The organism is Caballeronia sp. DA-9 (assembly GCF_051615025.1).
Lineage (GTDB): Bacteria > Pseudomonadota > Gammaproteobacteria > Burkholderiales > Burkholderiaceae > Caballeronia > Caballeronia sordidicola.
The window spans coordinates 1474066-1497708 of the sequence record NZ_CP195133.1 but is presented as its reverse complement, the minus strand read 5'-3'; the positions used below and the strand labels follow the sequence as shown (position 1 = coordinate 1497708).

At 62.0% G+C, this 23643-nt stretch carries 21 protein-coding genes; 14 read left to right on the top strand and 7 right to left on the bottom strand.

The genetic code is table 11. The features are described 5' to 3' along the window. Positions 1-414: 414 nt before the first annotated feature. Together ACRWA7_RS22915 and ACRWA7_RS22910 are read right to left on the bottom strand one after the other, a co-directional pair. Positions 415-1182, bottom strand: a complete 768-nt coding sequence (locus tag ACRWA7_RS22915; RefSeq protein ID WP_438396275.1) for an alpha/beta hydrolase — start codon at positions 1180-1182, stop codon at positions 415-417. A gap of 341 nt (positions 1183-1523) precedes the next feature. Continuing rightward, a complete protein-coding gene (locus ACRWA7_RS22910) occupies positions 1524-2414 on the bottom strand; it encodes a LysR family transcriptional regulator (protein WP_060816639.1) in 891 nt (296 codons plus the stop codon). Positions 2415-2780: 366 nt separating this feature from the next. Here ACRWA7_RS22910 and ACRWA7_RS22905 point away from each other — a divergent pair, with 366 nt between their 5' ends. The 4 genes from ACRWA7_RS22905 (at position 2781) to ACRWA7_RS22890 (ending at position 6196) form a co-directional block, all read left to right on the top strand. Next, positions 2781-3089 carry a non-heme iron oxygenase ferredoxin subunit gene (locus ACRWA7_RS22905; protein WP_438396273.1) on the top strand — a complete coding sequence of 103 codons (309 nt, stop codon included), beginning with the start codon at positions 2781-2783 and terminating at the stop codon, positions 3087-3089. Positions 3090-3119: 30 nt separating this feature from the next. After that, positions 3120-4337 (top strand): NAD(P)/FAD-dependent oxidoreductase, encoded by a 1218-nt coding sequence (locus ACRWA7_RS22900; protein WP_438396271.1) that lies wholly within the window; start codon positions 3120-3122, stop codon positions 4335-4337. 75 nt (positions 4338-4412) lie between these two features. Continuing rightward, positions 4413-5699, top strand: coding sequence for an aromatic ring-hydroxylating dioxygenase subunit alpha (locus tag ACRWA7_RS22895; protein WP_082850316.1), 1287 nt, complete (start codon positions 4413-4415; stop codon positions 5697-5699). Then, positions 5696-6196, top strand: a complete 501-nt coding sequence (locus ACRWA7_RS22890; protein WP_438396268.1) for an aromatic-ring-hydroxylating dioxygenase subunit beta — start codon at positions 5696-5698, stop codon at positions 6194-6196. Before ACRWA7_RS22895 ends, ACRWA7_RS22890 begins: the two co-directional genes overlap by 4 nt. A 93-nt stretch (positions 6197-6289) precedes the next feature. Here ACRWA7_RS22890 and ACRWA7_RS22885 read toward each other — a convergent pair whose 3' ends face one another. The 5 genes from ACRWA7_RS22885 to ACRWA7_RS22865 all read right to left on the bottom strand — a co-directional run bounded on the left by ACRWA7_RS22885 (position 6290) and on the right by ACRWA7_RS22865 (position 12758). Beyond that, the gene (locus tag ACRWA7_RS22885; RefSeq protein WP_244163889.1) at positions 6290-7315 is read right to left on the bottom strand and encodes a porin; all 1026 of its coding nucleotides are present in this window, start codon (positions 7313-7315) and stop codon (positions 6290-6292) included. A 274-nt stretch (positions 7316-7589) separates the two neighbouring features. Next, positions 7590-8633 (bottom strand): porin, encoded by a 1044-nt coding sequence (locus tag ACRWA7_RS22880; protein ID WP_438396265.1) that lies wholly within the window; start codon positions 8631-8633, stop codon positions 7590-7592. Positions 8634-8846: 213 nt separating this feature from the next. Next, positions 8847-10253 (bottom strand): uracil-xanthine permease family protein, encoded by a 1407-nt coding sequence (locus ACRWA7_RS22875; RefSeq protein ID WP_438396264.1) that lies wholly within the window; start codon positions 10251-10253, stop codon positions 8847-8849. A gap of 140 nt (positions 10254-10393) precedes the next feature. Further along, positions 10394-11692: an MFS transporter gene (locus ACRWA7_RS22870; protein WP_438396262.1), complete on the bottom strand. Its 1299-nt coding sequence runs from the start codon at positions 11690-11692 to the stop codon at positions 10394-10396. 382 nt (positions 11693-12074) lie between these two features. Then, positions 12075-12758, bottom strand: coding sequence for a GntR family transcriptional regulator (locus ACRWA7_RS22865; protein WP_060816646.1), 684 nt, complete (start codon positions 12756-12758; stop codon positions 12075-12077). A gap of 137 nt (positions 12759-12895) precedes the next feature. On the opposite strand from ACRWA7_RS22865, the gene ACRWA7_RS22860 reads away from it, so the two are divergent. The 10 genes from ACRWA7_RS22860 to ACRWA7_RS22815 all read left to right on the top strand — a co-directional run bounded on the left by ACRWA7_RS22860 (position 12896) and on the right by ACRWA7_RS22815 (position 23625). Further along, the gene (locus ACRWA7_RS22860) at positions 12896-13297 is read left to right on the top strand and encodes a carboxymuconolactone decarboxylase family protein (RefSeq protein ID WP_060816647.1); all 402 of its coding nucleotides are present in this window, start codon (positions 12896-12898) and stop codon (positions 13295-13297) included. A gap of 178 nt (positions 13298-13475) precedes the next feature. Then, the gene (locus ACRWA7_RS22855; protein WP_060816648.1) at positions 13476-14270 is read left to right on the top strand and encodes an alpha/beta fold hydrolase; all 795 of its coding nucleotides are present in this window, start codon (positions 13476-13478) and stop codon (positions 14268-14270) included. 113 nt (positions 14271-14383) lie between these two features. Then, positions 14384-15064, top strand: a complete 681-nt coding sequence (locus ACRWA7_RS22850) for an SRPBCC family protein (protein WP_438396261.1) — start codon at positions 14384-14386, stop codon at positions 15062-15064. Positions 15065-15093: 29 nt separating this feature from the next. Then, positions 15094-15975 (top strand): FAD binding domain-containing protein, encoded by an 882-nt coding sequence (locus tag ACRWA7_RS22845; protein ID WP_438396260.1) that lies wholly within the window; start codon positions 15094-15096, stop codon positions 15973-15975. 18 nt (positions 15976-15993) lie between these two features. Next, on the top strand, positions 15994-16515 hold the full coding sequence (locus ACRWA7_RS22840) for a (2Fe-2S)-binding protein (protein WP_438396259.1): 522 nt from the start codon (positions 15994-15996) through the stop codon (positions 16513-16515). A 4-nt stretch (positions 16516-16519) separates the two neighbouring features. Continuing rightward, on the top strand, positions 16520-18886 hold the full coding sequence (locus ACRWA7_RS22835) for a xanthine dehydrogenase family protein molybdopterin-binding subunit (RefSeq protein ID WP_438396257.1): 2367 nt from the start codon (positions 16520-16522) through the stop codon (positions 18884-18886). Between the two features lie 66 nt (positions 18887-18952). Beyond that, the gene (locus ACRWA7_RS22830) at positions 18953-19681 is read left to right on the top strand and encodes an enoyl-CoA hydratase/isomerase family protein (protein ID WP_060816652.1); all 729 of its coding nucleotides are present in this window, start codon (positions 18953-18955) and stop codon (positions 19679-19681) included. Positions 19682-19826: 145 nt separating this feature from the next. Next, the gene (locus ACRWA7_RS22825) at positions 19827-21494 is read left to right on the top strand and encodes a UbiD family decarboxylase (RefSeq protein WP_060816653.1); all 1668 of its coding nucleotides are present in this window, start codon (positions 19827-19829) and stop codon (positions 21492-21494) included. Continuing rightward, the gene (locus tag ACRWA7_RS22820) at positions 21481-22074 is read left to right on the top strand and encodes a UbiX family flavin prenyltransferase (protein WP_438396254.1); all 594 of its coding nucleotides are present in this window, start codon (positions 21481-21483) and stop codon (positions 22072-22074) included. The genes ACRWA7_RS22825 and ACRWA7_RS22820 overlap by 14 nt, the downstream gene beginning before the upstream one ends. A 78-nt stretch (positions 22075-22152) precedes the next feature. Next, positions 22153-23625 carry an NAD-dependent succinate-semialdehyde dehydrogenase gene (locus ACRWA7_RS22815; protein WP_438396253.1) on the top strand — a complete coding sequence of 491 codons (1473 nt, stop codon included), beginning with the start codon at positions 22153-22155 and terminating at the stop codon, positions 23623-23625. The last annotated feature ends 18 nt before the right edge of the window (positions 23626-23643 follow it).

Below are 23643 nucleotides of genomic sequence, written 5' to 3'. Positions count from 1 at the left end.
CCGCCAGTGGAGTGTTGAACTCTTTGGGTAATACAGTCTGAGTTTTGCGAAAGCGCAGATGAGACCTCATTGTTATCGGGTCTCTACACCACGTCTTTCATATTTGACTCATTCTTGCCAAATTTTCACTACAAGCGATACTGAAATTGCTATCAAGCCTCGTAGTCCAACCGTACGTATTATTGCGGATGACCTTGCCCCAAGCTTCGCTCAAAATGAGTCGAAGACGCCGAGTTTGACGAGTTTGATAAAGGGGGAATTGTCAGAATGAAGCGTTCAGAGTGCGTCCCATCTGCACCCTTGGAGTGCAAAATGGGACGCAATGCAACGATTACGTCATGAGCCGGACAGCCCAAGCTGACTCCAGGCAAGGGCCGCGATGCACCCCATATCGACCGACGGCATTAACAATCATCACTGCCCGGACTTGGCGGCAGCCTGCTCGATCAACTTTGCAACTTCGACAGGGTGCGAGATATAAGCGACGTGGCTCGATTTCATCTCGACCGTTGTGCTTCCGGCGCGCCTGGTCATGAACCGTTCGAGATCGGGATTGATCGCGCGATCGCTCGTTGCAACGACGGCCCAACTCGGCTTGGTTTTCCACGCCGCATTTGTGATCGGCGTGGAAAACGACTGCGCCGCCGGCATCACCTGCGAGATGGCCATGAATTTCGCTTCCATCGCGGGCACATCGGCGGCGAAGTCCGCATGAAAAAGACTCCGGTCGAGATACAGGTAGCCGTCCGCTGTTGCCTTGATTGCCTTCGTTGCAGGCGGCATCTTCTTGGTCAGATCCATCGGACTTTCGCCGGCGTCGGGCTGAAATGCAGCCACGTACACTAGCCCGGCAACTTTCTGGTCGTTGCCGGCCTCGGTAACGACCGCGCCACCGTAGCTATGGCCGACGAGGATACATGGACCATCCTGCGCATCGATAACTCGCGTGGTAGCCTTCACGTCGTCCGCAAAAGACGTTTCGGGCTCTTGTACAACCGACACGTTGTATCCGTCGCGGGCCAGTATTTTCGAAACTGCCTGCCAGCCCGACCCGTCCGCAAAAAAGCCGTGAACCAGTACGACATTCTTTACGGATGCGGCGATCGCGGCAGATGAACTCAGCACGGCAAAGGAACAGGCGACACCAGCAGCAAATCGGGCGACAAACGACAATGTCTTCATTTATGTTCTCCAAAGGAAGAGTGAAAAGAGAAGAACGTAACGGAACAGGGCCGGCGATTATTCCGCCCACCGATAAAACCATCGTGCTATGGATTTTTTTCAGTCCGTCATGGTAGTTCCGCACCGCCTTTGCTCAACGGTCGTTGATAAACTGATCCGTATGAAAAAAGCCGTTTAATCAACCGCCGTACGCAAGCCGCGCAGAATGTAGCCGCGCGCGATGCGGACGCGACACAAGCTCGCATTGTCGAGGCCGCGAAAGTGCCGTTCTTGCTGAACTGCGTCTGCTGCTGTGCTCGATTGGCAGCGCGACAGCGGGCCCTATCGTCAGCGAATCCTCGCTACGGCATAGGCATCGCGAGAGCATCGAACAGCTTGAGCGCAGGTGCGGCCAAGGTTTCTTGCGTGCGCGAGACGAGTTTCAGTTCGCGGCTCGACCATTGCTCATCAAGGTCGACAACGGAAAAAGGCAGCGTAGCTCGCAACCGGCGGGTTGTCGATTCAGGCACTATCGATACGCCGACACCCGCCGCCACCATATGACAGACCGCCTCGAAGCTTTCGACCTGCGTGCGCAGTTGAATGCTCTGGCCCACGAGCAACGCAGTTTTCGATACGTACTGCTGATGGGATGAACGCTCGTTCAGCCCGATGTAATTCCACTCCAGCACCTGATGAAAACGGATCGCGCGCTCACGCGCAAGCGCATGGTCGTTCGGGACGATGACCACAAACCGGTCCTCACGAAACGGCGCCACGGCGAGTTTCCGGGTGTTCACAAGTCCGACGATGATGCCGAGATCCGCACTGCCTTCATCGACCGCGCGCACGGTTTCCGGACTGGTATGTTCCTGGACGTCAACATTGATCTTGGGGTTGTCCGCCAGAAATCGCGCAAGCAGCGCGGGCAGGAATTCGTGGATGGCATTGGTGTTGGCAAAAAGCCGGATGTTGCCTCGCATACCTTCGCCGAACTGCGACAGATCGTGACGTAGCTTTGTTGTTTCGCGCAACATCGAGATCGTATGCTGCAAAAACACTTCGCCGGCGGGCGTCAACTCGACGCCGCGGCTATGGCGCAATAACAGCGTCGCGGCGACAGACTCCTCAAGCGCGCGAATACGCGAACTCGCCGCCGCAACGGCAATCGGCACGCTTTCCGCCGCTTTTGTGATGTTTCCGTACGCGGCGACAGCCGCAAAAAGCCTCAAATCGGTCAAATCGAACCGCATGGTGTCTCCATCGGCAGGGTCTCCTATCTTATTGCTGAGGAGTTGCGTGCGTCTTCGGGCTCGGCCATGCACGCGCCGGCAAACCGTCCCCAAAACCGGTGCGCGGCCAACGGCGCGAGTCCCAGTATGGCTGGCGACGTTACCACACGATGCAAATATCCGTGATCTGCAGCAATTTCTCCGCGAGCGTTCGCGAACGGCGAATGCTCAATCAAAGAAATAGCGACGCGAGCCCGGACCAGCACGCGCAGAATACGGGTCGTCAACGTATCAACGGGCGATGCATTCAATACCGGATTTCAGCGTCCCCATATGAAGTGATGCCAATATCGCCGGCTTTGGACTGGCAATAAGGAGACTGACCTGATGACATGGAAACCAATGGCACGCGTTGCCGACGTCCCGTCCGGCACCGTCAAGGCGTGCCACATCGAAAACATCCCAATCGCTCTGTATAACCTGGACGGCGAATTCTTCGCCACGCACGATATCTGCACGCATGCTCACGCGTGCCTCTCAGACGGTTACCTCGAAGACGGCAAGATCGAATGCCCATTGCACCAGGGGCTATTCGACGTGCGCACTGGAAAGGCGGTGTCGGGACCGGTGGACGTGGACCTGCAGACGTTTGCTGTACGCGTCGAAGGCGATGAGGTGCTTGTCGATGTCGAATGACTCTATGGCGGTCACGCTGCGGGTGACGACGTGAGTGGGCGCACGGTCATTGTCGGTGCAGGACAGGCCGGCGCGAGAACCGCCTCGGCGCTGCGCCGGCTGGACGAAGCCGCGGAAATCGTACTGCTCGGCGAAGAACAGGAGTTGCCGTATGAGCGGCCGCCGCTGTCGAAGGAAATACTGAATGGCGGTCCGCCGTCAAAAGCGACCATCTTCGCGCACACGTGGTACGAGGAGCACAGGATCTCGATGCGTGCTGGCGTACATGTCACCGGATTCGACTGGCGTGCCAAGCAGATCGCGCTCGCCAGCGGCGAGTCCCTTGCCTACGATAACCTCGTACTTGCGACCGGTGTGCGGCCCCGGCCGCTTATGGTGCCGGGCGCGACGCTCGACGGCGTGCTGACGCTGCGCACGATCGGCGATAGCACGAACCTGTCGGCACGGCTCACACCCGGTGCGAAAGTCGTGGTAATTGGCGGGGGCTTTCTCGGACTCGAAATCGCGGCCACGGCCATTGCACGGCAGTGTGCAGTAACCGTGATCGAGAGCGGCAGCATGCTGTTGCCCCGGATTCTTGGCGGCTTTCTGGGTCAGTATCTTGCGGACCTGCATCGCACGCATCAGGCCGACATTCGCACCGGCGTGAGCGTTGCCGCGCTCGAGGGTCATACGTCTGTGGAAGCCGTCAGGCTCGGCGACGGTACGCTGCTCGCGGCCGATGTCGTGGTCGTGGCGATCGGCGCAGTAGCGAACGATGAGCTTGCCCGCGCCGCCGGGGCCGAATGCGCTGACGGCGTGCTGGTCGATGCACATGCGCGTACATCGCTGCCCTCGGTCTACGCCGTTGGCGACGTCACGCGACAGCGCACGCACTCTCTGGGCGAGTCCGTACGCCTCGAGTCGTGGGAAAACGCGGAGTTGCAGGCTCAGGTCGCCGCGAGCACGATTGCAGGCGTTGCACCGGCCGCCGCCGCTGCGCCATGGTTCTGGACTGACCAATATGATTGCAACATCCAGATGCTGGGCGGCCGCCAGGCCGACGATGTCGTCGTGATGCGGGGAGACATCGCCGCGTCTTCATGGTGCGCATTCTTCGTTGCCGACAGCACGATTCTCGGCGCGGTGCTGATGAACGCGGGACGCGAGCGGCGCCACGTGAAACGGCTGATCGATACGAAGCAGCGCATCGACTGTGAAGAACTTGGCGATCTAGCGCGGCCGCTTTCCAGTCTGGCACACAACTAAACCGGAGCTGAATCCGCACGCCACGCGCGTGCGGATGCACGCTTGCCTTGCATTCCTATTTTGTGGAGACGAAACATGGAAACCGAAATCAAATGGGCTCCGCGTACCGCGGCGGCTTCCGGCGCCGGCGATCACGCCGCGCCCGATTATGTCTGGCCTGAAGGCGGCTGTTCGCGCATTCCGTTCTGGGTCTATACGGACGAGGAAATCTATCGCCGCGAACAGGAGCGGATCTTTCGCGGGCCGAACTGGGCCTATGTCGCGCTCGAATGCGAGATTCCCAATCCGGGCGATTTCAAGCGCAGCTTTGTCGGCGATCTGCCGATCGTCGTCGTGCGCGACACCGACGGCAGCGTCAATGCATTCGCCAACAGTTGCGCGCATCGCGGCGTGGCGTTCTGCCAGAGCGATCACGGCAACACGAAGTCGTTCACGTGCCCGTATCACCACTGGAGCTACGACCTGAAGGGCAACGTCACCGGCCTGCCCTTTCGCCGCGGCTACAAGGGCAAGGGCGGCATGCCGAAAGACTTCGACCTGAGCCAGCATCGCGCGCAGCCGCTCGCGGTGAGCGTGCGCAATGGAGCGGTCTTTGCGTCGTTCGACACGAGCGTCGAGCCGTTTGAAGAGTACCTCGGCCCGCGGATGCTGTCGTACTTCGACCGTGTGTTCGACGGGCGCAAGCTCGAACTGCTCGGCTACATGCGCCAGCGGATCGACGGCAACTGGAAGTTCATGTTCGAGAACCTGAAGGACCCCTATCACGCGAGCCTGCTGCACGTCTTCTTCGTGACGTTCGGTCTCTTCCGGATGGATGCAGAATCGGCAATCGAGATGGACGAAACCGGGCGTCATGGCGCGATGATCAACCGGCGCGGCGGCAAGCTCGACGAAGTAGCCGCGCATGAAATGCGGGCGACGCTGCGCAGCGACATGCAGTTAAAGGACACGCGCGTGCTCGACCTGATCCGCGAATACCCGGGCGACGTGACCGCGGTGATGTGCACGTTCTGGCCGAACCTGATCATCCAGCAGCAATCGAACACGCTCGCGATGCGCCATCTGGTCCCACGTGGACCGGACAGCCACGATTTGCACTGGACCTTTTTCGGCTACGCGGACGATACGCCGGAGATGCGCGCGCACCGTATCCGCCAGGCAAACCTGATGGGACCGGCGGGTTTCGTGTCGGCCGACGACAGCGAAGTCATGGTGATGTCCCAGGAAGGAGTCACGCCCTACAACGACCGCGCGGGCGTGGCCGAGATGGCCGGACGCACGGTCGAGGACCACGACCATACGATTACCGAGGTGGCCGTGCGCGGCCTGTACCAACACTATCGCAAGGTGATGGGATTATGAGTACGTTACCGCAGCAGCGTGTGCAGACCGTTCCGGCTGACATCCGCTTTGGCATCATGGATCTTTACGCCGAGTACAGCGCAGCACTCGACGAAGGCCGCTACAAGGACTGGGCCGATTGTTTCACCACGCACGCCGAGTATCGGCTGACGACCAAGGAAAACCATGAGCGCGGGCTGCCGATCGCCATCATTTACTGCGATGGCAAGAACATGATCGAGGACCGGGCATTCACGACATCGGAGACGACGATCTCACAGCCGCGCGCGCTGCGGCACATCGTCAGCGGCATGTCGGTGAGCGTGGATGGCGAGGGCTACCGCGTCGGCGCGGATTTTCTTATCCTGCAGACCATGATCGACCGGATGACGGAAATCGTGATGTCAGGGCGGTATATGGACCGCGTCGTGGTCGACGGCGACCGGTTCCTCTTCGAAAGCCGGATTTGCGTGACGGATACCCTGCTCTATCCGACTTCGGTTGTAGCGCCGGTTTAGCCCGCCGCGAAAAAAATCAGAGCAGACGTTCGAGCATGTACCGCACGCGCTCGAAGCCTGCTCTTTTCACTCCTCGCCAGAAGTGAATCGGGCTTAGAAAAAGTGATTCATACCGAACGAGACGCCCGTCTGTTTGTCATGCCCGGACGGATTCAGCGTTGAGTTCGTCACGTAGACGCCCGTGAAATGCGTGTAGTCGATATCGGCATATAGCTCCGTGCTTTTCGACAGCGAATAGCTGATGCCCAGAATGGCGACGCCCTTCCTGCCGTCCACGCCGCCCGTCGAGTTCTTGTTGTCGTAATACGCTCCCGTTACGTTGAAGTCCGTCAATGCCTGATAGCGGAAACCGCCCCACAGATATTGATTGCGCGTCTCGCCGTGCACCGTTGAGGGAACGTCTTGTGTTGCGAGCGAATAGCCGCCCATCAGTTGAACGGGACCGAGCGTCACGGCGCCGCCAGCGGTGTATTGATTGTTGGCGAAATACGTATTCGATGTAGCCGAAAACGGGTTCGAGCGATGCGTGTAGCCTGCGCCGAACTTGAACATTTTAGTGTGGTAGTTCAAGCCGCCCGCGAGCATGGTGCCGCTGGCGAGACTGCCTGCCACGCCGCCCGGCGCATAGACCGCGCGGGCCGTCCACGGGCCGAAGTCGCCGTGGTAATGGATAGCGTTGTCGTCGCGGCCGCTGGTGCCGCCCGAAATCGCCGCGGCTTCGGTAATGCCCAGATAGTGCAGGTCGAACGGCTCGAAGTCCTTGATCAACCGGTGCTGCAGCGTGAACTGATGGCCTATGTTGACCTGGCCGAACGGACCACCCAGTCCCACTGTCGACGTACGCTGGAATAACTGGTTAGTGCTGCTGCTGTTGGCGCCCGTCGAGAGAATGTAGCCCGCTTCAAGATTGAAGCGGACGTAGTATCCACCGCCCAGGTCCTCGATGCCGAGAAAGCCCCAGCGATTCGACTTGTACACGCCGTTCGACGCCATCGTCAGCGCCGCGCCGCCGGCCTTCGTGCCGTTCACGACATTACGCAGGCCGCCGTCCAGCGAGCCATACAATGTGACGCTGCTTTGCGCGTGAGCCGCGCCGCCTGACAGGCTAACCAGGGTCATAGCGGCTAGCGAGCGTCTCAGACCAATCCTGCGCGCGCTGCGACCTGCTCTTCCAATCTGAAACATATCTCCTCCGTTGACATCGTTGAATTCGTGAGGTGGCTGGAACTGCGATGCGCTGCACTCCCCGTTGCCGTCGAGCGTGGATTGCACGCAGTTCGAATTCGAACCGCGTGCAACTACCCGCCATCGCGCTGCCTGAATTCGCGCGTCCCTACCTTTCCAGCTGCATTTCAATCAGCAAAGGTCGCGCGCCGTCTGCGCGGACCGTCGATCAGAACTGTGTGCGCAGACCGCCGCCGATCGTGGTGCCGGTCGCGAGCTTGCTCGCGCGATCGGACAGCACCGCCGCATAGATATCGGTGCGCTTGGACAGCGGATAGTCGTACGAGAGCGCCCATGTGTTGCGATAAACGGAGCTATGGCTGGAACTCTTCGAATACGCGTCCGAGCCCAAAATCCTGCCGACGCCTACCGGAATCGCGAAGCCGATCTGGCCTGTATCGATGCCTACGTCGCCACTCGAAATCGAATCCCAGACGTGCTGATACTGGCCATACAGCTTCACGAAGTTCAGGTCGTACGAGACGCCAAGGTTCGCCACTGACTGCGTCGTCAGTCCCGGCAGCACGGTGTCGAGATCGCCGGCGTTCAGGCTGTACTTGATCTGCTGATACACAACCGACGTCGCGAAACCGCCGTTGGTATAGGAGACCTGGCCGCTCCACTTGTTCTGGCCAAGATGGCCCGGCTCGTTGCCGAACGAGTACATGGCGCGGCCGACAAGACCGTTAAACGACGGCGACGCGTAGTACACGGAGTTCCACCACTCGCCCGCATTACCGAATACGCCCTGACCATTCACGCCAACGTAGCTCTGCAGCACGATTGGCGAGAACACGAACGAGTTGAAGAACGGGTTGAATGTAATTGTCGAGAACCACAGCAACGGAGGAATCAGACCGGCGGTCGCCGTACCGTACCGGCCCGTCACGCCAACGTACGCATTACGCGAGAACAGGCCGTCATGCGGGAAGCCGGTGCGTCCCATCGTGCCGTTCTGGATGTTGAAATAACTTTCGAGGTCGAAGATGACCTTCGTGCCGCCACCGATATCTTCTGTCCCGCGCAGACCGAAATACGGCGCCGTCATACCGCCGCTGCCGGCTAAAACGCTCGACTGGCCGTTCATGGGCTTCTTGTAGCCGACAAACGCATCCAGAAGTCCGTAGAGCTGCACGCTCGATTGCGCATGTGCCGCCTCGGCCAACAGAGCTGCGCCGAGAACGAGTGCTTTCACCCCTGACTTTATTTTCATCTATGTCTCCTGCTTCTCCAAAACCTGGATTCCTGGCTGCGAAGCGAAGCGCTTTCGTACACGCTGGCACGTGTCGAATCGCACTCCGAAAGCTCGCTCTCTTTATTGATATGTACAACAAAATATAAAATCTGTACTACCGAGTTTTTAAATATGCCCCTGTACGATCCTGTTGCGACCAGTAGCCCGCGTGGACGTTTTTGCGGCGTTGCCCTAAGCCTGCTTTTCCGCGCGCGAAGGCGTGGCCTGCGACGTCTTCGATGGCTGCCGGGAGCAAAGCAGCGTGTGCAGTGCGACGAGCGTGAGACCGCCTGAGATCACAGGCTGTTGAAGCACGAGCTGAAGCATCAGCGGCATTGCATGAATGACTTCGGGTGAGATGAAAAGACCGCCGAGGCCTACGAGAAAAGCGAGCCCCGACGCGATCAGCCGGCGATCGTCCCATTCCACCTGCGCAAGAATGTGCACGCCGTGCATGAAAACGATGCCGAACAACAGCGTTGCGGCGGCCGAAATCACCGGTATCGGCACAACGACGAGCAGCATGTCGAATTTGACGCAACCACCGAGGACGATCAGAAGAACGCCAGCGGCTAGCGTCACGAAGCGCGAACCAACGCGCGTCGCGCGCAGAATGCCGATGTTGTCCGGATACGCGATCGTGCTGAAGCCACCGCACGCTGCCGCGACAACCGAGCCGAGCGCGACACCGAACAGTCCTTCGGACATGCGGCCCGGACTCAGCGTTTCTTCGCCCCATTCGGCGACGGTCTGGTAGAGGGCCATCGACCCCATGCCCGCCGGAATCAGCACGAGCAGGAACACCGCGACAAAATCGGGGCGCACGCCGAATCCGAACGGAAAGATGCGCGGCTCCACAACAAGCGGCGCGGCGGCCACTGCAGCAAACGAAATGGGCTCGAACAGCGTGTAGGCCAGCGTGCCAAGCGCGAGGCCGAGCAGGATTGCGACGCGACGCAGCCGGCGGCCGCCCCACAGCATCGCGAACACGATACCGGCCACCGCAATTGCGCCGGAAAGCAGGTTCACGACCGGAAAACCAGGGCTTTTTGCGCTGCCGATCCAGGTCGGCAGCGCAACGCTGGCGATCTGCACCACGATCAACATCACAATCATCCCGGAGATGATAGGCAGGCGTAAATGCCGTGCGAACATGCCCACCACGCTGCGTCCGCGGATCGGCACCGTGAGGAGGCACCAGATCAGCGACGCGACGAAGAACGATCCGAATGCCGTACCGAGGCCTCCCGACTGCAAATGACCGACCGCCAGGAGCGCGCCGAAACTGCCTGCGTAGGGACCCTGCGCGATCGGCAGGCGCAACAGCAGAACCGATTGCAGGATCGTGATGATTCCGCACGCCATGAAGGTCATCCCGTACAGGTACGCAATCTGCGGATCGGGCAAATGAAATGCGCGGCCGAGAAGTCCCGGGAACACAAACATGCCCGTCATTCCGAATACGTTCTGCAGGGCAAGCACGGCGAGTTGCGAGAGTGGCAACCGCTCGTTGATCCCGACGTCGAAGACGCGCGCGGACGGATTTTTTGCGGCGGCCTCCTGGATCGAAGCGCCGGGTTTCAGCATGTCTGTACTCAAGGTGTGTTCCATTAGACCAAAACTGTCTGGCGACGCGGACCAAAGCCGTGCGCTCCATTGCCTTCAGGCGTTATCGCATGAAGGAAACACCCACACTTCCGGGGGCGGACGGCTCACCGTCCAGCTTTCTTTAGTGATCCTCAGTTGTCGAGCGGAACACCCTTGGTCTCGGGACCGAACCAGATCGACACCATGCCAACAATAAAGAGCAGCGATACAGCCGCCGATGCCGCCGGAAACGACCCAAATTTCGCGACCACGGCATTGCCGGCGATCGGACCAATACTTGTCAGCGCGCGTGCCATGTTCCAGCAGAAGCCCTGCCCTGTCGCGCGCACGCGGGTCGGGAAGAGTTCGGGCAGGTAAGCCGCAAAGGTGCCGAACGCGCCGATGACAAAGTAGCCGTACACCGGCATCAGCCACAGCACACCGCCAATGTCGTGCACCGTCATGAACAGCACCAGCGACACCACGAGCGACCCGGCCGAAAAGACGAAGTACGACATCCGGCGGCCGAGCGCGTCGAGCATCCAGATCAGCGTCAGGTAGCCGAGCGTTGCGCCGATCATCATCAGGATGAAGGCATAGCTGACCGTTTTGCTGATGTCGCCATGGTCGGCGGCTGCAATCGACAGTTGATGGATCCAGCTCGGCAGGAACGTGAGGCCGCCCCAGCATCCGAGCATCGCGGCCGACGAAACAATCACGCCGATGATCGTCTTGCGGCGCAGTCCTGGCGCAAAGATGGCGGTGAAGGTTTGCATCGCGGATTCGGCTATCACGCTGTCGCGCACCTGCACCCAGCGTTGGGGCTCGGGCACGAAGCGGCGCACGAGAATGGTGACAAGCGCGGGCGCGGCACCCACACCGAGTACGACGCGCCAGCCGAAGCGGCCGAGCAGCAGGTTGTCGAGCGCCGCCGCGAGAAAGCCGAACGCGAACGCCATCTGCATGATCTGCATGGCGCGGGCGCGTTGCCGGCCGGGCCACGACTCGGCAACGAGCGCGGCGCCCGCCGCCCATTCACCGCCGATGCCGAAACCGGCCAGCGCCTGCGCGACAGCAAGCTGGCTCCATGTCCTCGAGAATGCGCTCAGCAGCGTGAAGGCCGCATAGATGAAGATGGTCCAGGCCATGATGCGCGAACGACCGAAGCGGTCGGCGGCCACGCCGAACAGCACGCCTCCGATACCCCACGTCAGCAGCTTGCCCGCAATGATGTAGCTGCCGATCTTGCTGATTTCGGCCGCGTCGGTGCTGTGCAGCAACTGGCTGACGCTCGGCACGAGCACGAGCGTGAAGAGATTCAGGTCCATCGAGTCGAACATCCAGCCGAGGAACGCTGAAATCAGCGCCAGCCACTGATAGCGCGACAGCTTGAATCCCTGCGGCTCGGCCGAAGCCACCGCCACGGGCTTGGCGCCCTGAGATGTGCCCATTGTTCTTGTCTCCTGATCTTCCGCCGAGAGGCGAGCGATTTGTGTGGTACGGGTCATATCGCCCGATCTCATCATTTGGCGCAGTATAGCGTAATGCAATTAGATTGCAATACAGATTATTGTATTACGGTCGTGCGTAATACCGTTGTCGTTAGGGTTTGGCGTGGAGCGAAGCGGGAAGACCGACAGAAAAAGGAGATTTTTACAGCAGGCAAACTGACAGGAATCCGGCTAAAAGATGTACTGAAAGCAACGACAACGCGGATGAGAGAGATAAAGCAGCGGCTTGAATTGCGCCGCGCCGCGAAGGGCCCTTCCATGCCCGACGTATCAAGATTGTCGAGCGTGAAAAGAATAATTAGCAGGCGCGGCGTTCGCCGAGTTAAGTGGTCACCGCAGCGAGCACCTGCACGGCAAGCCTTTCAGCTTGCTCGACATGGCGCTTGCACGCCGCGGCAGCCGCGTCGGCGTCGTTGCGCATGACTGCATCGACGATCGTCGCGATTTCGTCGTAGCTTTGTGGAAGGCGCCCTTCTTGAGACAGCGTCGTCGCGCGCAACATCATCACGCGCGTGTGGACCAGACGCAGCATTTCAGTGAGGACCGGATTGCTGGCGCCTTCGAGCATTACGTCGTAGAACTGCGCCTTCTGTTTCAGGAACAGCATGGTGCTGTCCTCTCCCTTCATGTCCCGTATCAAAGCGAGCTTGGTCAGCGCCAGCTTCAACGCCGCGCGGTGTTCGTCCGTCGCCCGCTCGGTGAACTGGCGGCCCGCCAGCGCTTCCAGCACCGCGCGCACTTCATAAAGGCCTCTCGCCTCATCTCCGGTCATTACGGAGACGATCGGACCTTTGTGCGGAATGATCTGCACAAGCCCTTCCGCTACCAGTTGGCTCAACGCCTCACGCACCAGCGTGCGGCTCACGCCCAGCATTTCGCACAACTCGCGCTCGATCAACCGGTCGCCCGGCTTGAAGGTCAAGTCGCTGATACACGAGCGCAAACCATCGATCACCTGTTGGCGCAACGTCGCCACCGGCCGCACTACCAGTCTGTTGGTATTCATTCCTTCCCTTTGCCATTTGAATTAACGGGAGCCGCGCCAATCTTCGTAATACAATCATATTGACATTTCGTGGCGATGCTCCGATACTGCCTCTCATTATACAATCCTACAACACCTCGATGAATCGAAGGATACTCATGGAAGACATCACGCTGTCCGAACGTCGCGCTATCGGTGCAAAAATTCGCACGGAAGTGCTAGGCACGAGCCACACGCAAGGCAACGCCAACCCTCACCTTTTCGACACCGTGTTTCTCGAGTACACGGAAGACGTTTGCTGGGGCAACGTCTGGAATCGCGAAGGTCTCACGCGCGCGACGCGCAGCATGCTGAACCTCGCGATGCTGGCGTCGCTTGGCCGCTGGCACGAGTTCGAAGTGCATACGCGCGGCGCGGTGAACAATGGTGTGACGGAAGAGCAGATTGCCGAAGTGGTGCTGCAGGCCGGCGTTTATGCAGGCATTCCTGTCGCGGCCGAAGGGCTGCGTCGCGCGAAGGCTGTCGTGCTCGACCTGAAGGCGAAAGCTGCCGCGGCCTGAAAGCGGCTTGCGGTTCGCGACGGCGTCCGCGTGTTTGTCATCCGATAGTTGTCATCTCATCCCAGGCGCGCATGCCTGGTGGTCCAGTGGGTCGCAGGCGTTTTGCGCAGCGGGTTGCCGACCCGGCGGCCGATCGCGCAAACCACCTGCCGCACCCCGCGCATTACCCGTACACGTCATGTCTCATTCAACTTTCTGCGAAATCCCGGCTGGCCGCATTGCCTATTCCCGTCGCGGGACGGGCCGGCCACTGGTTCTGCTTCATCCGATCGGCGTCGACCGTAGCTGGTGGGACGAATACGTCGAGCACTGGGCGGCATCGCATGACGTCGTCGCGATCGACATTCGCGGCCACGGTGACTCCAGCCTTGTCACCGCCCCCATCACGCTCGCGGATCATGCAGCCGATATCGCCGCGGTGCTGCGCCACGAGCGCCTGACCGGCGCGACCCTGATAGGGGTATCGATGGGCGGCATGATTGCGCAGCGTGTCGCGATCCAGTTTCCCGAGCTTGTTGGCGCGTTGATTCTTTGCGCCACGGCGGGCGGCTTCCCCGACGAAGTGCGCCCGCGCATTCTTGCGCGCGGCGACATGAGCCGGCAAGGCTCGATGTCGGAAGTGATCGACGACACCATCGCGCGCTGGTTCGCCACAGACACGCCACGCCCCGACCTTGTCCAGAAGTGCCGCGAACGTCTCGCCGCGGACGATTGGTATAGCTGGAGCGCGAACTGGCAAGCCATCTCGCTGCTCGACAATCTCGGCGAACTGCCGGGCGTGCCGGTACCGGCGCTCGTCGTTGCAGGCGACGCCGACGCGAGCATTGCGCCCGCGGTATCGCAAAAGATCGCCGATGCGTTGCCGGACAGCCGCTTCGTCGTGGTTCCGGGCGCGGCGCATTTTGGAGCGTTCGACATGCGCGAAGTCTTTACAACGGTATTCGACGATTTTCTATCGACTCCCGCTCGATGAAATGAAACGCGGGGCCGCCCCCCGCGTCAGGACAGTCACGCGCCGCGTGGCTCAGTAGCGACCAGATAAGTGGAGCGCCGCCCGTAACGGACCGAGCGCCCCAAGGAGGCAGTATGGCAATCACAATCCGTTCGTCTTTCACCGTCGATGCACCGCTCCCGGACGTCTGGAAGACCATGATCGACATCGAACGGTCCGCACCGTGTTTTCCGGGCGCGGAACTCAAGGAACAGCAGCCCGACGGCAGCTACAAGGGCGGCTTCACCGTGAAGCTCGGCCCGCTCACGCTCAAGTTCGCCGGCAAATTCAAGATTGCTGAACAAAACGACGCCGACCATACGGTCGTGGTGTCGGCAAGCGGCACCGACACGAAAGGCCGTGGCGGCGCGGATGCGCAGATCAACGCAGCCGTCACCGACGCGGGCGGCGGCAAGACCAAGGTCGACGTCGTCTCGGACGTAAACCTGTCGGGCACGGTCGCGCAGTACGGCCGCGGCGCCGGGATGATCGAGGCGCTCTCGCAGCAACTGCTGAACCAGTTCGCCAAGAATCTGACCGCGCTCATCGAAGCAGACGCGGCGCATTCCGCACAAGCCGCACCGGACACCGCGAATGATCCGGTTGCATCGGGTGCGGCCGGCGAACCGGACGCACCCAGGCCCGCCACTGAAACGCGCCGTCCGCCGCCCGCGCCTGTCGCACCACTGGACGCCGGCGCGCTCATGCGCGGGGCAATGTGGCAGTCGATCCGGAACTTCTTCGCGCGGCTCTTCGGAACCAAGCAGCAGCACTGAAGAAGCCACGCCGCACTATCGGAGCACGCATGAAACCCAGTGAATTCCAGTATCACGCGCCCACCACCGTCGACGAAGCCGCGCAACTGCTCGGCACGCTCGAAGATGCGCGCGTGCTCGCCGGCGGCCAGTCGCTGATGCCGATGATGAACTTCCGGTATCTGATGACGAGTCACCTGATCGACCTGAACGGCGTCGAGGCACTGACCCGCATCGAGGAGCGCGATGGCCGCCTTCACATCGGCGCAATGGCGCGGCAGCGCGACATAGAACTGTCGCCGCTCGTCATGAATCGCGCGCCGCTGATCCGCGAGGCGTACCAGCTCGTGAGCCACAAGCAGATCCGCAACCGTGGCACGCTTGGCGGCAGCCTGTGCCAGCTGGACCCGTCCTCGGAGCAGCCCTGCTTCACCGCCGCGCTCGACGGCGTACTGACGATCGCCCGCTACGAAGACGGCGCAGTCACAGCCCGCGAGTTGCCCATGTCCGACTGGGCCATGATGTACATGACGCCCGCGCTCGAAGAAGGCGAACTGCTCTCCGGCATCTCGCTCGAAATCTGGCCCGAAGGCCACGGCTACGCCTTCGAAGAGTTCGCGCGGCGCCATGGCGACTACGCCATCGTCGGCGTCGCGGCGCTCTGCACCGCCGATCCGCGAGGGAACCTGACCCGCGTTTCGCTGACGATCTGCGGCGTCGCGCCCGGTCCCGTGCGAATGCACGAAGTGGAGACCGCCCTCCTCGGCCAGCCGATGGATGAAAGCGCGTTGCGCATCGCCAGCGACGCCGCGCGTGCGCTCGACGTGATGACGGACGCGCACGTGAGTACCGACTACCGCCAGCATCTCGCCGGCATCCTGACCGAAAGAGCGCTGAAGACAGCGTTCTCTCGCGTCGCAAAATATTCGTAGCGTGACAAGGAGATGGACATGGAGACACGTACCGTCAGAGTCGTCGTCAACGGCATTGCTTATGAGCACGAGGTGGAACCCCGCCGCATGCTGGGCGACTTCCTGCGTCACGACCTCAATCTCACCGGCACGCACTATGGTTGCGAGCATGGCGTCTGCGGCGCCTGCACCGTGCTGATCGAAGGCCGCACCGCGCGCGCCTGCCTGACGCTTGCCGCCCAGGTGAACGGCCGGTCGCTGACCACCGTCGAAGGGCTCGCCCATGCGGATGGCACGCTCAACGAGCTGCAAAAAGCCTTTACCGAAACGCACGCGCTGCAATGCGGGTTCTGTACCCCCGGCATGCTGATGACGCTGACCGAACTGTTGAACGAGACGGATTCGCCGACCGAAGCCGAGATCCGCGAAGCGATCACGGGCAACCTGTGCCGCTGTACGGGCTATCAGCCGATCGTGGCCGCTGCCCTGCTCGCCGCGCAACACATCCGCGATCAGCGTGCCGGAACACCGCTGACGCCGGCTGCACACGCTACGGAGTAACACGATGGAAATTTCCGACCTGAAGGGCGCGCCGACCGACCAGCGTTTTATCGGCAAGCGCATTGCACGCACCGAGGACAAGAAGCTGCTGCAAGGCCAGGGCTCCTATGTGGACGACGTGCATCTGCCCAACATGCTGCAGGCCGCGGTGCTGCGCAGCCCGCATGCGCACGCGAAGATCGTTTCTATAGACTGCTCGGCTGCCCGCGAACTCAAGGGCGTGCACGCCGTCTACACACACGCGGACCTGACGGGCCGCGCGCGCGGGCGCGCACCGTCGATGCTGCCAAACCCGGCAATCCGCTTCGAGCGCACCCAGGAACTGCTCGCCTCAACGGAGGTCACGTTCGCGGGCGAAGCGGTGGCGTTTGTCGTCGCGGACAACCGCTACATCGCGGAAGATGCGTGCGGTCTGATCGAGATCGAATACGACCCGCTGCCCCCCGTTGCCGACTGCCGCGACGCCATGCGCCCCGAGTCGCCGCTTTGCCACACCGACGCGAAAGACAACGTCGTCGCGCATATCGAAATGGGTTTCGGCGATATCGATGCAGCGTTCAACGACGCGCCGCACGTGGTCGAGGAAACGTACTGGCAGAACCGCGGTTCCGCGCATCCGATGGAAACGCGCGGTTATCTCGCCGAATATCACGCGACCAATGGCGAGTTGACTGTCTGGTCGTCGGGTCAGGCCCCGCACCACGAGAAAAAGAATCTCGTCGAACTGCTCGAGTGGGATGCCGAGAAGCTGCGCGTGCTGATGAACGACGTCGGCGGCGGTTTTGGTCCGAAGCTGCCGTTCTATCCAGAAGAAGCGCTGGTCTCGATCGCCGCGGTCGCGCTCAAGCGTCCCGTCAAATGGATCGAGGACCGGCGCGAGCACTTTCTCGCGGTCACTCAGGAACGCGACCAGTGGTGGACCGTGCGCATGGCGCTCGGAAACGACGGCAAGATCCGCGGCGTCAAGCTCGAGATGGTGCACGACAACGGCGCGTTCCTGCCGTGGGGCATCATCACGCCATATATCTCGATCACCACGACGCCCGGCCCTTACGTGATCCCCGCGATGGGCGCAAAACTCGACGTGGTCTACACGAACAAGTGCGCGACCTCGCCGGTGCGTGGCGCAGGCCGTCCGCAAGCGGTGTTCGCCATGGAGCGGATCCTCGACAAGGCCGCCCGCGCGCTCGGCATGGACCGCGCGGAACTGCGCTGGCGCAACCTGATCCAGCCGGAGCAGATGCCGTACGACGCGGGCTTCATCTATCGCGACGGCAGCCCGCTGCGCTATGACAGCGGCGACTATCCCGCCTGCCAGAAAGCGGCGCTCGACCGCGCGAACTACGCGAGCTTCGCCGCACGCAAGGCCGAAGCGCGCAGCCAAGGCCGATTCGTTGGCATCGGCATGGCGAGCTTCGTTGAAGGCACCTGCATGGGCCCGTTCGAAGGCGCGACGGTGCGCGTGCAGGCAAACGGCCGCATTGTCGTGATCACCGGTGCATCGCCGCAGGGCCAGGGCCACAAGACGACCTTCGCGCAGATCTGCGCCGAGCAACTGAACGTGCCGCTCGAAACAATCGACGTCGTGACCGGCGATACCGGCGGCATCTCGATGGGCGTTGGCACGTTCGCGAGCCGCGTGACGGTCAATGCCGGCAACTCAGTCTACATTGCCGCCCAGGCCGTGGGCGAGAAGATGCTCACGCTCGCCGCGCACCTGTGGAAGTGCGAGCCGGAAGAACTCATGCTCGTGGAAGGACACGTGGCGCGCCGCGCGGGTATCGAACAGCGCATGAGCTATGGGCAGCTCGCGAAGATCTCACAAGGCATGCCGGGCTTCACCATGCCGAAGGGCCTCACCGCCGGCCTTGAAGAAACGAAATACTTCTCGCCCGCGCAGTCGACGTACTGCAACGGCACCGCTGTAGTGGAACTCGAAGTCGATCGCGAGACCGGCCACATCACTATCCTCAACTATGTAATGGCGCACGACTCGGGCAAGCTCATCAATCCGATGATCGTGGACGGCCAGGTGATCGGCTCGGTCGCGCACGGCATTGGCAACGCGACGCTCGAATGGATGCAGTACGACGAGAACGCGCAGCCGACCACGACCAACTTCGGCGAATATCTCCTGCCGATGGCAACCGACGTGCCGAACATCGATATCGTGCACCTCGAAACGCCGTCGCCGCTGAATCCGCTCGGCGTCAAGGGCGCGGGCGAAGGCGGCACGATTCCGGCCGCTGCCGCGATTGTCGGGGCAATGGAGGATGCGCTCTCCGAATACGGCGTCGAATTCACCGAAGCACCGCTCGTACCGCAGCGTGTGTTCCAGAAGCTCAAGGAGGCCGGCGCGTACGCGCGCTGACCTTGCGCGGGCGCCGGTTCATCGCTGGCGCCCATCCCCTGTTTTCATTGTTTGGACCTTTTCTCCATGACGACCGAATTCACCGCAGCGCTCCACGATTCCGAATACCGGATCACCCTTGGCCAACCGGACCTCGGCAACACGCTCACGCTCGAGGCCATGCGCGCGCTCGCCGCCGAGATCCGCAAGGCTGGCCGCGACAGCGCCGTGAAGATCATCCGCATCCGTGCGTCCGGCCCCGCGTTCTGCCGCGGCCGTGCAGCCAGCGCGCCGCCAGCCACGCCGCCCACGTCCGCGCAGTTCCGCCGCAACGTGGCCGATCCGATTCTTGACGTCTACCGCGCGATGCACGAAAGCGAAGTGCCGCTCCTCGCCGAAGTGCAAGGCGACGCCGAGGGTTTTGGCTGTGCGCTCGTCACCGCATGCGACATGGCCGTCGCCTCGGACACCGCACGCTTTAACCTCCCGGAGTTGCAGAAAAACCTGCCGCCAACGCTCGTGCTGTCCGTGCTGCGCCACAAGGTGCCGCCGAAGGCTTCCGCACACATGGTCTACCTGACGGAAACCATCGACGCCGCCAACGCGCGCGAGTGGGGCATCGTGGCCGAAGTCGTGCCGGGCGCGAGCTTGAGCGAACGCGCGGACGCAATGGTCGCCTCGATCTGCACGCGCGACCGGATCGCCATCGCGACGCTGAAGACATACTTCCGCGAGATCACGATTCCTGACTTCTCGCTCGCAAGTGAAGTGGCGGGAGCGTCGCTCGCAAACGCAATGACGTCAATGCGCCGCTGACATGGAAGTGACCTAGCGCCGAAGTGCCTCGCACCGCGCGCGGCACGTGAAGGCGCGATCGAACACGCACTACCTCGCCCGCGTCGGGCAACATTTCAAGCAATAAGGGCGCCCCGCAACGCGGCGTCTCACGGGACTTCTAGCCATGACCGATCAAGACACCACTTCCAAGTCTTCCGCGAACCCGGGTTACGCGGATCTGCACGAACACATCGCCCGCCTCGACGCGGCAGGCCTGCTGTACCGGATCGACGAGCCGGTAAATAAGGACACCGAAATGCATCCGCTCGTGCGCTGGCAGTTCCGCGGCGGCATTCCCGAAGCCGATCGCCGAGCGTTCCTGTTCACGAATATCGTCGACAGCAAAGGCCGCAAGTACGACATTCCGGTTATCGTGGGCGGCATTGCGGCGAATCCGGAGATCTACCGCATCGGCATGAACGTGGCGTCGCTCGACGATATTGGCGACGCCTGGAACCGCGCGATCGATCATCCCGTACCGCCGGTCGTGGTTGAAAGCGGCCCCGTGCATGACATCGTGATCGAAGGTAAGGATCTCGAAGGTCCGGGCAACGGTCTTGAATCGCTGCCGCTGCCCATCTCGACGCCCGGCTTCGACGCCGCGCCGTACATGACGATGACCGGCGTGATCTCGCGCGACCCGGAAACCGGCGTGCAGAACATGGGCACGTATCGCGGCCACCTGAAATCGGCGACGCGTCTCGGCATGATGATGCTCGTGAACCTGCGCGCGGGCGGGCTCGACCACTGGCGCAAGTACGCAGCCAAGGGCGAGAAGATGCCGGTCGCCATCGTGCTTGGTGCGCCACCTCTCGTCGCATTCCAAGGCCCGCAAAAGCTGCGCCCGAACGTCGATGAACTGAGCGTCGCGGGCGGCCTCGCCGGTGCGCCGATCCGCGTCGTCAAGGGCCGCACCGTCGATCTGCTGGTGCCGGCGGAGGCGGAAGTCGTGGTCGAAGGTTATGTCGATCCGCAGTATCTCGAACCGGAAGGTCCCTTTGGCGAAAGCCACGGTTACGTGGCGCTCGAAGACTACAACCTCTCCATCGAAGTCACGGCGATCACGCGCCGCAAGGACGCGGTGCTGACGTCGATCATCTCGCAGGTCACGCCGTCCGAGTCGAGCGTCATCAAGCGTCTTGCGTACGAACCCATGTTCCTGCGCCACCTGCGCGACCATCTCGGCATTCGCGGCATCAAGAAGGTGTCGCTGCACGAGCCGCTGACCAATTTGCGCCGCTTCGTATTCCTGCAGTTCGAGCGCGGCGCGAAACGCACCGAAGTCTGGCGCGCGCTGTACGGCACGATGTCGCTGCAAGCCGCAATCGGCAAGTTCGTGATCGCGATCGACGACGACATCGATCCGGACAACGCGGACGCCGTATTCTGGGCGATGGGTTACCGCTGCAATCCGGTCGAGGACGTGAAGATGATTCCGTACCGCGAGCCGGGTCACGGTCCGCGCTCGGACCACGCAACCGGCCTCGATTCGGCCATGCTGATTGACGCGACCATGAAAACGCCCATGCCGCCGCTCGCGCTGCCGAAGAAGGAATACATGGAGAACGCCAAGCTGCTGTGGGAACGTCTCGGCTTGCCAAAGCTTACGCCCGAGTCGCCATGGTACGGCTACTCGCTTGGCGACTGGACCGAGGAATGGGACCGCAACGCCGCGCAGGCGACGCGCGGCGAATGGATGCAGCGCGACGCGTCCTACCAGGCGCGCCGCCGCAGCGCGGTCGAGCCGAATTCGCCGGTGCGCGGTATCGAGGGTGATCGTGACGGCGAATAACAGTACTCCGGAACGGATCATTGTCGGCATCACCGGCGCGTCCGGCGTGATCTACGGGATTCGCGCGCTCGAACTGCTCGCCGAGGCGGGCGTGGAGACACATCTCGTGATCAGCAAGGCGGCCGAGCTGACCATGACCTACGAAACCGATATCCGCGCGGCCGATCTGCGCGCACGTGCATCGAAATGGTATTCGCCGGGTGACATCGGCGCGGCTGTATCGTCGGGTTCGTTCAAGACGAAGGGCATGCTGATCGTGCCGTGTTCGGTGCGCTCGATGAGCGAAATCGCCACCGGCATCACGAGTTCGCTGATCAGCCGCGCCGCCGATGTGGTGTTGAAGGAGCGCCGCCGTCTCGTGCTCGGCGTGCGCGAAACGCCGCTGCACGGCGGACATCTGCGCACGCTCGTGCAGCTCTCGGACATGGGCGCAATCATCGCGCCGATCGTCCCGGCGTTTTACTCGAAGCCGCAAACAATCGCCGACATTGTCGATCACACAGTTGGCCGCATGCTCGATCTGTTCGACATCGAAACCGGCGTGGTCAAGCGCTGGAAAGAACACCAGCAAGAGCCGTAACGCGCGCGTCCGTGCGTGCTCGCCCTCCTCAACAGGCCCGCCGCGACGCACGCCGGCGGGCCGCCCTTTGCGATGACCATGACTGAATCCACTCTGCTTTCCCGGCTCGCCGACCCGAGCCTGTTGCGCACGCTCGCGTATGTCGACGGCGCGTGGTGCGGCGCCGACGATGCGCGCACGTTCGCCGTCAACGATCCTGCTACCGGCGAGAGAATCGCCGACGTGCCACTCATGACAGGCGTCGAGACACGCCGCGCGATCGAGGCCGGCGAACGCGCGCAGCGCGGCTGGCGCGCGCTGAGCGCGGCGCAGCGCGCGGCGGTCCTCAAGCGCTGGCACGCGCTGATGGTCGCGAACACGGACGACCTCGCGGCGATCATGTCGGCCGAGCAAGGCAAGCCTCTCGCCGAAGCGAAAGGTGAGATCGGTTACGCGGCGTCGTTCATCGAATGGTTCGCCGAGCAGGCCAAGCGGATCGATGGCGATGTGCTCGCTTCGCCCGCCGCCAGCAAGCGCATGCTCGTGACGAAAGAGCCAATCGGCGTCTGCGCCGCGATCACGCCGTGGAACTTTCCCGCCGCGATGATCACGCGCAAGGTCGCACCCGCGCTTGCCGCCGGTTGCGCGATGATCGTGAAGCCCGCTGAAGCCACGCCGCTGTCGGCGCTTGCGCTGGCCGAACTCGGCGCACGTGCGGGCGTGCCGGCTGGCGTGTTCAGCGTCGTTGTCGGCGATCCGCGCTCGATCGGCGCGGAGATGACCAGCAACCCGATTGTGCACAAGCTTTCTTTCACTGGCTCCACGCCCGTGGGCCGCATGCTGATGAGCCAGTGCGCGCCGACGGTCAAGAAGCTCTCGCTGGAACTTGGCGGCAACGCGCCATTCATCGTATTCGACGATGCCGACATCGATGCGGCGGTCGAGGGCGCGCTCGAATCGAAGTACCGGAATGCCGGCCAAACCTGCGTCTGCACGAACCGCTTCTACGTGCAGGATGGCGTGTACGACGCTTTCGCCGAAAAATTCACGGCAGCGGTCAACCGCATCAAGGTCGGCAACGGTTTCGAGAGCGGCGTCACGCAAGGCCCGCTTATCAACGAGGCGGCCGTCGAGAAGGTCGAAGCGCATATTGCCGACGCGGTGGCGCACGGCGCACGCGTGCTCACCGGCGGCAAGCGTCATGCGGCGGGCACGCTGTTCTTCGAGCCGACCGTGGTGGATGGCGTCACTGCGTCGATGCGCTTCGCGACTGAGGAAACTTTCGGGCCCGTCGCGCCGCTTTTCCGCTTCCACGACGAGCACGAAGCAATCGCCGCCGCGAACGCCACCGAATCCGGACTCGCCGCCTACTTCTATAGCCGCGACATCGGCCGGATCTGGCGCGTGTCGGAAGCGCTCGAATACGGCATGGTCGGCATCAACACCGGCCTGATCTCGAATGAAATCGCGCCGTTCGGCGGCGTGAAGCAATCCGGCCTCGGTCGCGAAGGCTCGAAGTACGGCATCGAGGAATACCTGGAGATCAAATACCTCTGCATGGGCGGCCTCTAAACAGTGACGTCTTGATAG

Bases quoted from the DNA above. Each gene is read 5' to 3' on its own strand.
- ACRWA7_RS22845 (WP_438396260.1), top strand. From the start codon at position 15,094: ATGAAACCCAGTGAATTCCAGTATCACGCGCCCACCACCGTCGACGAA.
- ACRWA7_RS22910 (WP_060816639.1), bottom strand. From the start codon at position 2,414: ATGCGGTTCGATTTGACCGATTTGAGGCTTTTTGCGGCTGTCGCCGCG.
- ACRWA7_RS22905 (WP_438396273.1), top strand. From the start codon at position 2,781: ATGACATGGAAACCAATGGCACGCGTTGCCGACGTCCCGTCCGGCACC.
- ACRWA7_RS22825 (WP_060816653.1), top strand. From the start codon at position 19,827: ATGACCGATCAAGACACCACTTCCAAGTCTTCCGCGAACCCGGGTTAC.
- ACRWA7_RS22915 (WP_438396275.1), bottom strand. From the start codon at position 1,182: ATGAAGACATTGTCGTTTGTCGCCCGATTTGCTGCTGGTGTCGCCTGT.
- ACRWA7_RS22895 (WP_082850316.1), top strand. From the start codon at position 4,413: ATGGAAACCGAAATCAAATGGGCTCCGCGTACCGCGGCGGCTTCCGGC.
- ACRWA7_RS22835 (WP_438396257.1), top strand. From the start codon at position 16,520: ATGGAAATTTCCGACCTGAAGGGCGCGCCGACCGACCAGCGTTTTATC.
- ACRWA7_RS22880 (WP_438396265.1), bottom strand. From the start codon at position 8,633: ATGAAAATAAAGTCAGGGGTGAAAGCACTCGTTCTCGGCGCAGCTCTG.
- ACRWA7_RS22870 (WP_438396262.1), bottom strand. From the start codon at position 11,692: ATGGGCACATCTCAGGGCGCCAAGCCCGTGGCGGTGGCTTCGGCCGAG.
- ACRWA7_RS22815 (WP_438396253.1), top strand. From the start codon at position 22,153: ATGACTGAATCCACTCTGCTTTCCCGGCTCGCCGACCCGAGCCTGTTG.
- ACRWA7_RS22890 (WP_438396268.1), top strand. From the start codon at position 5,696: ATGAGTACGTTACCGCAGCAGCGTGTGCAGACCGTTCCGGCTGACATC.
- ACRWA7_RS22850 (WP_438396261.1), top strand. From the start codon at position 14,384: ATGGCAATCACAATCCGTTCGTCTTTCACCGTCGATGCACCGCTCCCG.
- ACRWA7_RS22885 (WP_244163889.1), bottom strand. From the start codon at position 7,315: ATGACCCTGGTTAGCCTGTCAGGCGGCGCGGCTCACGCGCAAAGCAGC.
- ACRWA7_RS22865 (WP_060816646.1), bottom strand. From the start codon at position 12,758: ATGAATACCAACAGACTGGTAGTGCGGCCGGTGGCGACGTTGCGCCAA.
- ACRWA7_RS22830 (WP_060816652.1), top strand. From the start codon at position 18,953: ATGACGACCGAATTCACCGCAGCGCTCCACGATTCCGAATACCGGATC.
- ACRWA7_RS22855 (WP_060816648.1), top strand. From the start codon at position 13,476: ATGTCTCATTCAACTTTCTGCGAAATCCCGGCTGGCCGCATTGCCTAT.
- ACRWA7_RS22860 (WP_060816647.1), top strand. From the start codon at position 12,896: ATGGAAGACATCACGCTGTCCGAACGTCGCGCTATCGGTGCAAAAATT.
- ACRWA7_RS22840 (WP_438396259.1), top strand. From the start codon at position 15,994: ATGGAGACACGTACCGTCAGAGTCGTCGTCAACGGCATTGCTTATGAG.